Origin of the sequence: Neoasaia chiangmaiensis, assembly GCF_002005465.1 — a bacterium.
Classification (GTDB): Bacteria; Pseudomonadota; Alphaproteobacteria; order Acetobacterales; family Acetobacteraceae; genus Neoasaia; species Neoasaia chiangmaiensis.
The window spans coordinates 1,016,725-1,029,974 of record NZ_CP014691.1; the positions used below are offsets into that span (position 1 = coordinate 1,016,725).

The window sequence follows — 13,250 nt, forward strand, 5'->3', positions numbered from 1 at the left end:
TCCCTCCCAACCGGACGGGCAAGGCGATCCGCGCTTCAGACCCGGATCGCCGCTACATCCTGCGGTCGCAGGCTTGAAAGAGGCGGCGCAATCTCTTCAAGCGACTTGTTTTCGGCATCCACGCCCCAGATGAATGCAACACCGGCCGCCACCAGCATCAGCACCGCCGCGAAAATATACCCCACCACCAGCATCGACATACTACCCGTGCCGATCAGATGCCCGAAAATCGCCGGCGCCGCCGCACCACCGAACAATGTCCCCATCGCGTAGAAAAGGGCGATTGCCAGCGCCCGCATCTCCAGCGGGAAAAGCTCGCTCGCCGTCAGATAGGCGGAAGACGCCGCCGCCGAAGCAAAGAAGAAGATCGCACTCCATGCCAGTGTCTGCGTCAGCGCCGTCATGAGATGCGCATTCATGGCAAGAGCGACCACGAACATCAGGACACCCGATACCGCATAGCTCCCACCGATCATCCGCCGACGCCCGATTGTGTCGAACCAGCGCGCCAGAAGCAGCGGCCCGCACAGATTGCCCAGCGCCAGCGGCAGGATATACCAGCCGACGCTGCCGCTCGGCACCGCGAGGTAGTTGGTCAACACCATGCCATAGGTGAAGAACACGGCATTATAGAGAAACGCCTGCGCCACCATCAGAACCAGCACATACAACGTGCGCATGCGATACGTGACCACCATGAAGCGCAGGATTTCGATCAACCCGAACGATCCCGCCGGATAGATGAGAACGGTCGGCAACGGCGCCTGTCGACCATCCTCCGGCTTCTCGCACCGTGCTTCCACCTCCGCGACGATACGCTGCGCTTCTTCCACGCGACGATGCGTCATCAGCCACCGGGGGCTTTCCGGCACATAGGAACGCAGGAACAGGACAGCAACGCCCAGTATCGCACCCAGGCCAAAGGAGAACCGCCATGCCATCGAGACCGGCACAACGCTGTTGTTGAGCAGCACGACGGACCCAACCGCCCCCAGCGCCGCCCCGGCCCAGAACGTCCCATTCACCATCAAATCCACACGACCACGCAGACGCGCCGGCACGAGCTCATCGATCGCGGAGTTGATCGCCGCGTATTCTCCGCCGATCCCCAGCCCGGTTATCAGCCGAAACAGCGCGAAACTGTCCAGACTCCACGCACAGGCCGACGCCCCGACGCCCACGATGTAGAATGCCAGCGTCAGGAAGAAGATCTGCCGCCGTCCCAACCGGTCCGTCATCCAGCCGAACAGCAACGCCCCGATCACCGCCCCCACGACATACGCGGAAGACGCCATGCCAACCCCTTCAGGCGTCAGCGCCAGCGTATCGGCACGCTGCAACGACGGCCCCAAAGAGCCGATGACCGTCACCTCCAGCCCGTCGAGGATCCATGTGATCCCAAGCGCCACGACCACCAGCACATGGAAACGCGACCATGGCAGACGGTCGAGACGGGCCGGAATATCGGTCTCCAATGGCGTCGATCGTGAAAAGCCGTCGAAACGCGGTTTGAACCGATGACCGATCTGCTGAAAACTCATGAATTTTGCCTGTCCGCTTGGTGAACTTGCGTTCATGTTTAAGTTCACCAAGACCAACCCGGTCGCATTCGTCCAGCGGAAACGAAGTCACTTTCGCTTGATGGCATGCCCGGAGGGCTTATCCCCAGATTGCGGGCATAAGACTGGGGACGCCCCTGTGCATAGTCTGGGCATAACCGGCACGAATCGCCGATTCATCCCCACAAGCCCTGAACAGGACGCCGCGGGATTTTCCCCTCAGCTGCGCTTCTTCAGTCTGACGATGAGCGTATCCAGCGCGGACAGGAAGGCACTGCGATCACGGCGGGAAAACGCGCTGTTGCGGGTCGTGATGGTGCCCGTTTCCCGCAATGTCGTCATGAGATCGCGCATGGCCTTGATTTCACCGATCGAGCGCTCATCGAAAAGCCGGCCATCCGGTCGCAGAACATGCGCGCCCTTCGCCACACACCGCGCCGCAAGCGGAATATCGCTGGCAATGACGATATCCCGATCATCCGCCCGTTCGGCTATCCAGTCATCCGCCACATCCGGGCCCTGCTCGACCACGATCCGCTCAATCATCGGTGACGGTGGAACACGCAGCCATTGATTGGACACGACCACAACATGCAGGCCATGCCGCTCCGCTACTCGATAGACCTCGTCCTTGACCGGACAGGCATCGCCATCGACAAGAAGACGTACCGGCTTCGTCACGCGGGATCGTGACGCAGTTTCTCGACGATCTCGCTCAATGCCTGATCGGGCGTGTATTCGCTGTCGATTTCAATGGCATGCTCATTGGCACCCGGCGGCTCGAGCGTGGCCAACTGGCTGGGCAGCAGACTTGCCGGCATGAAATGACCGGGGCGATGCGTCATGCGTGATGCGATCAACGCCTCCGGCGCATGCAGATAAACGAACGTCACGGAAAGATCGCGCCGGAGAACATCGCGGTACGCCCGCTTCAACGCGGAGCAGGTCAACACACCGCCGCCCTCACGATGCGCCACCAGCCAGTCATGGCATTTTTCCAGCCACGGAGCGCGATCATCATCCGTCAGCGGGATGCCGCCATGCATCTTCTCCACATTGGCAGCCGGATGAAGGGAGTCGCCCTCCTCGAACGGCCAGTCGAACATGGTCGCCAGAGATTGCGCCAGCGTCGTCTTTCCGCTGCCCGAAACGCCCATGACCACGACAAGACGCGGCGGCAGGGATGCCTGTGATCCGCTCATGGCACCAACCGTTCGATACCATCCAGCCCCGCGACCAGCACTTCGGACGCCATACCGAGGAACAACCCGTGATCCACAACACCTGTGATGGCCAGAATAGCCTGACAAAGTTCGTCCGGGTTATCGATGCCGGGATAATGGCAATCGAGAATCATGTTGCCATTATCGGTGATGAACAGGCTGCCATCACGCGTCATGCGCGGCTTGCAGGCCCGCGCCCCGGTCTCGCCCAGCCATTTCGCCGCACGTTCCCAACCCCAGGGCGTAACCTCGACCGGCACCGGCGCATGGGTTCCGAGCTTGTCCACCAGCTTGCTCTGATCCACGATCACGACGAAGCGTTTCGCTGCCGTCGCCACGATCTTCTCGCGCAACAATGCGCCACCAAGACCCTTCACCAGCCCCAGCGAACCGCGCAGAACCTCATCGGCGCCGTCGATCGCAATATCCAGTATCGGATGATTGACGAAATCCGTCAGCGGAATGCCCAGACGACGCGCCTGCTCCGCGCTGGCCTCCGAAGTCGGAATGCCGCAAACGCGCAAACCCTCCGTCCTCACCCGCTCACCCAACGCGTCGATCATGAAACGCGCCGTGCTGCCGGTTCCCAGCCCGATCGCCATGCCGTCCTCGACATAGGTCACGGCCTGGCGCGCCGCTTCCTCTTTCAGCTGCGCCACGCGGTCGCGGATACCCTCATCCTGCAACATCTCCGGTTTCAGCATGATGGCAGATCCTTCGCCGCTGCTTCATCGACCAGGAAGGTCAGATCGCCTTCCGTCGTGATATGGCTCGATGGGAGGCTTGCATCATCGCCCCGGCGAACCCGCGCGAGCATCTCCGCCTTCCCGTCCCCGGCCAGCATGAAAACGACATGACGGCTCGAATGGATCGCGGGATAGGTCAGCGTCAGGCGTGTATGCGGCGCATTGTCCGGCGTGCAGGTTGAAACCCAGAGCTTCTTCTCCTGCAACACCGGCTGACGCGGAAACAGGGACGCCGTATGACCATCCGGCCCCATCCCCAGCATGACGACGTCGAACAACGGTTTGCCGGGCTGCAACGTGTCCTGGCCGTAAACTTCCTGTAGTTCCTTCTGATACCGCGCGGCATCCGATGACGGCTCGCCTTCCGTCGGCATGCGATGCACATTGGCCGCCGGTACCGGCACATGCGACAGCAGAGCTTCACGGCTCATCGCATAGTTGTTGGACGGATCGTCGATGGGCACGTAGCGCTCGTCACCATAGAAGATCTGCGTCCTGTCCCAGGGAAAACGCTCGGCGATCGCCGGCTCGGCCAGAAGCTGGAACAAATGCTTGGGGGTCGATCCGCCGGACAGCGCCACGACAAACGGGCCGTCCTTCTTCTCGAGCGCCTGCTCCAGAAGCCAGTGCGCCATATGCTGCGCGATGGCCTCCCCGTCCTTCAGAACAACGATATTGGCCGTCTTGACGTCATGCCCGCTCATATGCCGGCTCCTTGAACTTCTTTGGTCGCGGCTTCACGCGGCGCACGCGGCAGGACATATCGCCGCATGGCCAGCGCCCAGCCATCATGATCGTTCGCGGCGGTCACTTCATGCGCATAGGCCTGCACCCGCTCGGTTGCATTGCCCATCGCAATGCCCAGTCCCGCCACCTTCAACATCGGGATATCGTTGGTCATATCGCCAATACATGCAACCTCGCGCATGTCGATCCCCAGACGGCCAGCCAACGCTTTTGCAGCGTAACCCTTGTTCGCGTCGCGATGCGTGATGTCGAGATAGTAGTTGGACGAACGATGCACGCTCGCCTCATCAGCCAACATCGCACCGATCTCGATTTCCATACGCTCCAGCAGCGGGTAATCCGAGCTCGAACCCATGATCTTGCCGACGCCTTCATAGAACGGCTTGAAATCGTCCACGATCGTCGGCTCCACACGAACCGCACGATGCTCCCGCTCGACATAGGGACCAGCCGGATTGCGCACCAGCCACTCATGACCACGAAACAGCCAGGCATCGACATGATGCACATCCAGCATATCGCATGCCGCCGCACTGGCCGAAGCACTCAACGTGAGGCTGGACAGGATCGTCCCGTCCGGCGCGACGATCATGCCGCCATTGAGCGCGCCGCGCGGCGTATCGATTTCCAGCGGACCAAGGTACATGTTCATGCCGTCCGCGGAACGCGAACTGACAAGGCAGAGCGCGATGCCCGCCGCGCGCAGTTCCCGCGCGGCTGCCAGCGTTTCCGGCGTGAGTTGCTTGTCCGGCCCGATCAACGTTCCATCGATGTCCGAAACGACAAGACGGATCGTATCGGCGGCTGGCCGCAGACCGGCGCGGATTGCGTTCAGATCGACGCTCACCGAGACAGATCCAGCCAACGGCGACCACTGCGCGCCAGCAGTTCATCGGCTTCGCGCGGCCCGTCCAGACCTGCGGGATAGAAACATAGTGGCGAATGCTCCGCCGCAGCACGTTCCAACGCGGGCTGCACGATACGCCATCCACCTTCGATCGTGTCCGCACGCTGGAAGAGCGTCTGGTCACCAATCAGGCAGTCATAGATCAACGTCTCATATCCCGTACTCGGTCCATCGCTGAACCAGTCGGAATAATCGAACTTCATGCGCACACCGCCGAGACGCACCGCCGGCCCCGGCACTTTCGCCGAGAACTGCATCGTCACGCCTTCCGTCGGCTGGATATGCAGGACCATGATATTCGGCGTCAGCTTGTCGACGGGCGTGTCGCGGAACAGCGCATAAGGTGCCTGCTTGAAATGAATGGCGATCTCCGTCTTGCGCTTGCGAAGCCGTTTTCCTGTCCGGAGGTAGAATGGCACGCCCGCCCAACGCCAGTTATCGATCGACAATTTCATGGCGGCGTAGGTCTCAGTCTGGCTGCCCATGGCAATATCGGGCTCTTCCCGATAGCCGCGCAGTGCCTCCGCCTCGTCGCCGATCCCGAAAGACCCACTGACATACTGCCCACGGACAACATCTTCGAGCTTCACGGGTTGAATCGCGCTCAGCACCTTGGCTTTTTCGTCGCGAACCGCATCCGCATCGAACGACGTCGGCGCTTCCATCGCCGTCATCGACAGCAACTGCATCAGATGGTTCGGCACCATGTCGCGAATAGCGCCCGTGCCTTCATAGAAACGGCCACGTTTCTCAACGCCGACCGTCTCGGCGGCTGTGATCTGAATGTGGTCGATATTCTGGCGATTCCACAACGGTTCGAAGAAACCGTTGGAAAAACGCAGCGCCATGATGTTCTGCACCGTCTCCTTACCAAGGTAATGGTCGATGCGATAAATCTGCGTTTCATCGAGCGACTTGAGCATACGCGCATTGAGCGCCTTGGCCGATACCAGATCGGCGCCGAACGGCTTCTCGATGATGACACGCCGATAGACACCGTTATCTTCCGAAGCCAAGCCGCTCTCCCCGAGGAAATCGACGATCGGCCCGAAGAAACGCGCCGCTACGGCCATGTAGAAGACCGCATTGCGGCCCAACAGACGCTCGTTCAACGCGGCAAACGTCGATTCCTCCTCAAAGGAACCACGCAGGTAACTGATGTTGGCCGTCAGGTGGTCCCAGACATCGTTCTGCAATACCGCCGCACTGGTGCCGCGCTTGTTGACGAAATCATCGATCGACTCACGAAACTGCGCGACCAGACTTTCATCCGTCATTTCGGCCCAGTCCACGACGATGATCGAAAAATCATCATTCAGCAGACCGGCGCAGGCAAGATTGTATATCGCCGGCATCAGCAGGCGTTTCGTGAGGTCGCCGCCGCCGCCGAAAATCACGAACGCACCGGGAGGCGCAACCGCCAGCCCCCGTGCTTTTTCCTGCGGACCTGGAACCGACGAGCGCGCGGACGCGAGAACCTCAACCATAATTCAAAACCTCTGCAGCTGATAATCCCGACTGCACGCGGGAAAAAATCGTGAGAGGCGCCCGGTCAACCCATTTCGACCGGGCGTCTTGTTAACTCACTTCTTCTCGACGTGTCCGCCGAAGCCGAAGCGCATCGCCGAGAGAACCTTCTCGGCATAGTTATTGCCCGTGCGCGACCGGAAACGCGTGAACAGCGATGCCGTCATCACAGGAACCGGCACCGATTCCTCGATCGCGGCCTCGATCGTCCAGCGTCCCTCACCGGAATCCGCTACCTGGCCGGAGAACTCGGAGAGCGACTGGTTCTTCGCCATCGCATCCGCCGTCAGGTCGAGGAGCCAGGAAGCCACGACACTGCCGCGACGCCACACTTCGGCGATATCGGCCATGTTGAGATCGAAACGCTGATCTTCCGGCAGGGCTTCGGAGTTCTTGCTCTTCATGACATCGAAGCCTTCGGCGAAGGCCTGCATCATGCCGTATTCGATGCCGTTATGGACCATTTTCACAAAATGGCCCGAACCTGCCGGTCCACAATGCAGATAACCTTCCTCCGCACGCGGATCGAGCCCTTCGGCATCACGCCCCGTCGTGCGCGGCACATCGCCCTTGCCCGGCGCCAGCGCCTTGAGGATCGGATCGACATGATCGGCCGCATCCTTCGTGCCGCCATACATCATGCAATAGCCGCGATCGAGGCCCCACACACCACCGGACGTGCCGACGTCGATGTAATGGATGCCTTTCTCCATCAGTTCGTGGCTGCGACGGACATCGTCCTTGTAGTAGGAATTGCCACCGTCGATCACGATGTCGCCGTCACCAAGCAGACCCTTGAGCTGCTGCACACAGGCTTCCGTGATGTCGCCAGCCGGCAGCATCACCCAAACGATCTTGCGATCCGCCGTGATCTTGCCGACCAGATCCTCGACGCTGCTTGCCGAGATCGCGCGTCCGCTTTCCGCACGGTCGTTCGTCTTGGACACAACCGCCGGATCGCGATCGAACAGCACCACGTCATGGCCATGCCGGGTCAGACGAACCGCAATATTTCCACCCATGCGGCCCAAGCCGACGATACCGATCTGCATAACTCTTCTCCTCGCGTGGGAAACACGCGCTTCAATTCATTCCATTGAGAAACGATCCGCTCCAGAAGCTGGAGCGGATCGTTTCGTGTCTCAGACAGCCTTTTCGATCGCTGCGGCAAGCGATTTCAAACCAGCTTCGAGCGGACCGCTGATATGCACGCGCAGTGCGCGACGTCCACGCTCGGACAGCACATCGAAGTCACCACGGGCCTGCGCGGCCTTGACCACGCCGAAGGTGAATTTCTCACCCGGCACCGCGACGTCGGCCGCGTCATCCGCCGTGATCTGCAGGAACACCCCGCTGGCAGGACCGCCCTTGTAAGCCTGACCCGTCGAATGGAGGAAACGCGGACCGAATTCGGCCGCCGTCGCCACCTTCAGCGCGTCGCGCAGACCAAGGCGCACCTTCTGAATCCAGTCCCGCGTCTGGGCATCGCGTTCGACATATGCCAGCACGCCCACATAATCGCCCGCTTTCACCCGGTTGAAATGCGCCTTCAGGATCGACGCCACATCACCGGAACCCAGCGCCTTGGCATTGGCTTCATCCGCGTAGAACGCGAATACGCCGTCCTTGGCAAAAGGCGTTTCCGCCGGCAGGGAGCCCGTTTCATTGAAGGCTGTCGTCAGCTTCTTTGTCTCGACCTTGCTGAACTCAACATCCGGCTGGTCGAACGGATCGATGCCGAGGATCGAGCCCGCCACCGCTGTCGCGAATTCCCAATGGAAGAACGCCTGCGCCACCTGGATCTTGTCGAACAGGTCGATTGTCACGACCGGTTCGCCAGCCGCCTTCAACGCCGCGATCGCCTTTTCCTGATTCGGGCAGGGCTCGGCCTTCAGGCGCACATAGGCAAAGACCCGATCCTTGCCATAGACGCCCGGCGCACCCAGCGTCTCGTCATCGATCGGCACAAGGCCCGTGCCACGCTTGCCGGTCGACTCAGCGATAAGCTGCTCAAGCCAGGCACCCAGATCATAAATCGCAGGCGAGGCGACGATCGTGACCTTGTCGCGACCGAATTTCGTTGCCGCAGTGCCAAGGATCGCACCAAGCTGAAGCGCGGTGTTCTCCTTGGGCGGAACGCTCGCTGCCGATTCCTTCACCGAGAACAATGCGGAATTCAGGAATGCACGCACGTCCAGCCCGCTGGCCGCCGCCGGAACGAGACCGAAATTGGACAGCACGGAGAAACGACCACCGATGGCCTTCTCACCATAGAAGATCTTCCAGAAACCGTCCTTCCTGGCGACGTCCTCCATGTGCGAGCCCGGATCGGTCACCGCCACGAAATGCTCGCCCGGCGCCTTGCCCAGCGCCTTCTCGGCCGCCGCGAAGAAATATGCCTTGAGGATGTTCGGCTCCAGCGTGCCACCCGACTTGGACGACACGATGAACAGCGTGTTCTTCAGATCGACCGCTTTCTCATAGGTCGAAACCTGCTGCGGATCGGTGCTGTCCAGAACATGAAGCGTCGGGAAACCGGCGATCTTGCCGAACGTCTCCGCAATCACTTCCGGACCGAGGCTCGAGCCACCCATGCCGAGCAGCAGGACATCCGAGAATCCCTTGGCCTTCACCTCTTTGGCGAACGCCTCGAGTTCATCGACATGCGCCAGACGTTCCTCGACGATGTCGAGCCACTTCAGCCATTTCGCCTCGTCACCACCTGTCCAGACAGACGGATCGCGTTCCCAGAGCTTCCGGAGCTTGCCAGCCTTGCGCCAGTCTTCGAGGGCCGCTTCAACGGCCCCTTGGAGCTCCCCCGGCAGGTGAGTCTCCTGCTCGATCAGCTTGTTGCCCAGGATCGCCTGCTGCTTCTTCGCAACCGCGCCAAGCAGTTGATCGAACGCATCGCTGAACGAGGCGCAGCCATCCTTCACCAGCGCGGTGGTCACGCCGTCAAGATCGAGACCAAGACGCTTCGTCTCCGCCATCACCTTCCTGGCGCCGTCGACATCCTCTTCAAGGCTGTCACGCAGCTTGCCATGGTCGCGGAACGCATCGAACGTCGCCGGCGGAATGGTGTTGACCGTTTCCGGCCCGATCAGTTCATCGACATACAGGACATCGGAATAGGCCTTGTCCTTGGTGCCGGTCGAAGCCCAGAGCAGACGCTGCGGGTTGGCACCCGCCGCCGCCAGCTTCTGCCAGCGCGCGCTCTTCTTGACCTCGAGATAATGCTGATAGGCGACCTTGGCATTCGCGATGGCAACCTTGCCGCGCAGCGCCTTGAGCGCCTCCGCATCCTTGTCACCCGCTGCAATGCGCTTGTCGATCGCACCATCGATCTTGCCGTCGATACGGCTGACAAAGAACGATGCGACACTGGCGATCTTGGAAATGTCCTCGCCCTTGGCATGGCGCGCTTCCAGGCCGGAAATATAGGCCTCCAGCACATCCTTGTAGGCATCAAGCGAGAACAGCAGCGTAACGTTGACGCTGATGCCTTCCGACGTCACCTGCTGGAAAGCGGGAACGCCTTCCTTGGTGCCCGGAATCTTGATCATGAGGTTTTCACGATCGACGGCCTTCCACAGACGGCGCGCCTCCTCGGCGGTTCCTTCCGTATCGAACGCCAGATAAGGCGAGACTTCCAGGCTCACATAACCGTCCAGGCCCTTCGTCTCGACGAAGACCGGATGCATGATCTTGGCGGTTTCCTGGATGTCCGTGATGGCCAGCTTCTCGTAAAGCTCACCGGCGGACAACGTCTCCTTCGACAGCAGCTCCTTGATCTGCGCGTCGTAGTCCGTGCCGTAACCCATGGCCTTTTCGAAAATGGCCGGGTTCGACGTCACACCCTTCAGACCATCCTCATCGACCAGCTTCTTCAGGCTGCCATCGGCCGTGAATGAACGCTGGATGAAATCCAGCCACGGCGACTGGCCATGTTTTCCCAAATCGCGCAGGACATTGGCGACTTTGCCGACATTCGGCTTCTGCTCGACGTCCATTGAAAATCTCCCCGTTTTGCATGGCGTCCGCCCGTGCGGACAGACCCAGCGGCGTGCAACGCACTTCCCGCGTTGCCAAAAATTCCAGGCTTCGGACCCTCTCCGAAGCAAACCGGGCATCGCCAGTGGCGATGCCCGTTTCTTTCACTTGCGCGCGGCCTGTGCCTTCGCAGCCTCGTAGACCTTCTCCGGCGTGAAACCGAATTTCGTCAGAAGATCCTTGAGCGGCGCTGACGCGCCGAACGTGTTCATCGCGATGATCGAACCGCCAAGACCGGTGTAACGGTCCCAACCGAACGCCGCGGCCTGCTCGACCGCCACGCGGCCCTTCACTTCCGGCGGCAGGACGCTGTCCTTGTAAGCCTGATCCTGTTCCTCGAAGAGATCGAAGGACGGGAACGACACCACGCGCGCCTTGACGCCTTCCGCCGTCAACTTCTCGTAGGCATCGACCACGAGGCTGACTTCAGAGCCCGACGCCATGAGAATGACGTCCGGCGTTCCCTCGCAGCTTGCCAGCACATACGCGCCCTTCGCCAGGCCGGAAGCGGGCGCATACTTCGTGCGATCCAGCGTCGGCAGGTTCTGGCGGCTCAGGATCAGCACGGCCGGCTTCTCGGTCAGCGGAATGATCGTACGCCACGCTTCCGAAACCTCGTTCGCATCGCCCGGGCGGATCGTCATGATGCCCGGCGTCGCACGAAGCTGAGCCAGCTGCTCGATCGGCTGATGCGTCGGTCCGTCTTCACCCACGCCAATGGAGTCATGCGTGAAGATATAGATGACCGGCACTTCCATGATGGCCGACAGACGGATCGGCGCCTTCATGTAGTCGGAGAAGATCAGGAAGCCGGAACCGTAGGCACGAACACCCGAAAGCGCGATACCGTTACAGATCGACCCCATGGCATGCTCGCGCACACCGAAATGCAGGTTACGACCGGCATAGGAACCGTTCCACTGCGGCGGCTGGAACGAACCCGCACCCTCGAAGGTCAGGTTGGTCTTCGTCGACGGCGAAAGATCGGCCGAGCCACCGATCATCCACGGCAGGTTCTTCGCAACCGCATTGATGACCCTGCCCGAGCTGGCGCGCGACGCCACACCCTTGGGGTCGGCATCCCATGTCGGAATATCCTTGTCCCATCCGGCCGGCAGACGATGCTCGAAGATATCCGTCAGCTGCGATGCTTCCGCCGGATATTCCTTGGCGTAAGCCTCAAACTTCTTCTTCCATGCAGCGCTCGCCGCAGCACCGCGCTTGCCAAGACCTTCCTGGAAATGTTCCTTCACGCCTTCCGGCACATAGAACGGCTCGGCGGACGGCCAATGATAGGCCTTCTTCGCACCCTCGATCTCGGCTTCGCCCAGCGGCTCACCATGGGCGGAAGCGGTGCCGGCCTTCTTCGGCGCGCCATACCCGATCACCGTATGCATGACGATCATGCTCGGCTTGTCCTTGACGGCCCGGGCCGCGTCCAGCGCCTTGCGAACCGCCGCGACGTCATTGACGTCATTGATCGTCTGGACGTGCCAGTTATAGCCTTCGAAACGCTTGGCCACGTTTTCCGTGAAAGCCAGATCCGTCGAGCCCTCGATCGAAATCTGGTTGCTGTCATACAGCCAGATCAGATTACCCAGGCCCAGATGCCCCGCCGTGGAAGCAGCTTCCGAGGCCACGCCTTCCATCATGTCGCCGTCGCCACAGAACACATAAGTGTAGTAGTCGAACAGGTCATAACCCGGCTTGTTATAGCGCGCGGCCAGCCACTTCTCGGCGATCGCCATGCCGACGGAGTTGCCGCAGCCCTGGCCCAGCGGCCCGGTCGTCGTCTCGACGCCAGCCGTGAAACGGTATTCCGGATGACCGGGCGTCTTGGAATTTAGCTGGCGGAACTGCTTCAGATCATCGATCGTCAGCGAAGGGCGATCAACGACCTTGTCGTGCTCGATATCCTTCACGCCGGTAAGGTACAGCGTCGAATACAGCAGCATCGAGGCATGCCCGACCGAGAGCACGAACCGGTCGCGGCCCGGCCAGAGCGGGTTTGCCGGATCGTAGTTCAGCTCGTGCTGCCACAGCGCATACATTGCCGGCGCCAACGCCATGGCAGTGCCGGGATGGCCCGAATTGGCCTTCTCCACGCCGTCCATCGACAACGTGCGAATGGTATTGATGCTAAGCTGACTGATGTCCGACACACCCGCGCCAATCGCGCCGCCGGCGTCCGCCCCGTAGGCGGCATTGTTGCTGTTGGAACGCATCAAGATTCGACCCTCCGAATTAACTGCCATGTCTTGCAAGACGTTTGCGAATTCCCGGCTCGCTACCGTTGCGGCAGGGGTCACGCTGCACGGCACCGACAGGCACCTGGCGCGGTACTTTCTCATCGAAAGTCCGGTCGCGCTCGCGGCACCCGTTTGGGATCGCGCACACTCTCACGTGCACCCGACCCCGACAAGAGCCCGCCACATGGCAGTTTTGCTACACATTGCGGCCTTATAAAGCGCCCATTGCTCACATTGTGCCA

10 protein-coding genes are annotated in these 13,250 nt (G+C 60.9%); all 10 read right to left on the minus strand.

What is annotated here, in order from left to right; translation table 11 throughout:
• Positions 1–35: 35 nt before the first annotated feature.
• On the minus strand, positions 36–1,541 hold the full coding sequence (locus A0U93_RS04850; RefSeq protein ID WP_077806347.1) for an MFS transporter: 1,506 nt from the start codon (positions 1,539–1,541) through the stop codon (positions 36–38).
• A 237-nt stretch (positions 1,542–1,778) separates the two neighbouring features.
• Positions 1,779–2,240, minus strand: a complete 462-nt coding sequence (locus tag A0U93_RS04855; protein ID WP_077806348.1) for a YaiI/YqxD family protein — start codon at positions 2,238–2,240, stop codon at positions 1,779–1,781.
• The gene (locus A0U93_RS04860) at positions 2,237–2,761 is read right to left on the minus strand and encodes a gluconokinase (RefSeq protein ID WP_077806349.1); all 525 of its coding nucleotides are present in this window, start codon (positions 2,759–2,761) and stop codon (positions 2,237–2,239) included. Before A0U93_RS04860 ends, A0U93_RS04855 begins: the two co-directional genes overlap by 4 nt.
• Entirely contained in the window at positions 2,758–3,486 is a 729-nt protein-coding gene (rpiA, locus tag A0U93_RS04865; RefSeq protein WP_371862869.1) for a ribose-5-phosphate isomerase RpiA, read from the minus strand. The genes A0U93_RS04860 and rpiA overlap by 4 nt, the downstream gene beginning before the upstream one ends.
• On the minus strand, positions 3,480–4,232 hold the full coding sequence (gene pgl, locus A0U93_RS04870; protein WP_077806350.1) for a 6-phosphogluconolactonase: 753 nt from the start codon (positions 4,230–4,232) through the stop codon (positions 3,480–3,482). The genes rpiA and pgl overlap by 7 nt, the downstream gene beginning before the upstream one ends.
• Positions 4,229–5,122 carry a Cof-type HAD-IIB family hydrolase gene (locus A0U93_RS04875; RefSeq protein WP_077806351.1) on the minus strand — a complete coding sequence of 298 codons (894 nt, stop codon included), beginning with the start codon at positions 5,120–5,122 and terminating at the stop codon, positions 4,229–4,231. Before A0U93_RS04875 ends, pgl begins: the two co-directional genes overlap by 4 nt.
• Positions 5,119–6,669 (minus strand): glucose-6-phosphate dehydrogenase, encoded by a 1,551-nt coding sequence (zwf, locus tag A0U93_RS04880; protein ID WP_077806352.1) that lies wholly within the window; start codon positions 6,667–6,669, stop codon positions 5,119–5,121. Before zwf ends, A0U93_RS04875 begins: the two co-directional genes overlap by 4 nt.
• Before the next feature lie 96 nt (positions 6,670–6,765).
• A complete protein-coding gene (gene gnd / locus A0U93_RS04885; RefSeq protein WP_077806353.1) occupies positions 6,766–7,761 on the minus strand; it encodes a phosphogluconate dehydrogenase (NAD(+)-dependent, decarboxylating) in 996 nt (331 codons plus the stop codon).
• A 90-nt stretch (positions 7,762–7,851) separates the two neighbouring features.
• Positions 7,852–10,719 (minus strand): bifunctional transaldolase/phosoglucose isomerase, encoded by a 2,868-nt coding sequence (locus A0U93_RS04890; RefSeq protein WP_077806354.1) that lies wholly within the window; start codon positions 10,717–10,719, stop codon positions 7,852–7,854.
• A gap of 144 nt (positions 10,720–10,863) precedes the next feature.
• The gene (tkt, locus tag A0U93_RS04895; protein WP_245825164.1) at positions 10,864–12,873 is read right to left on the minus strand and encodes a transketolase; all 2,010 of its coding nucleotides are present in this window, start codon (positions 12,871–12,873) and stop codon (positions 10,864–10,866) included.
• Positions 12,874–13,250 lie beyond the last annotated feature (377 nt).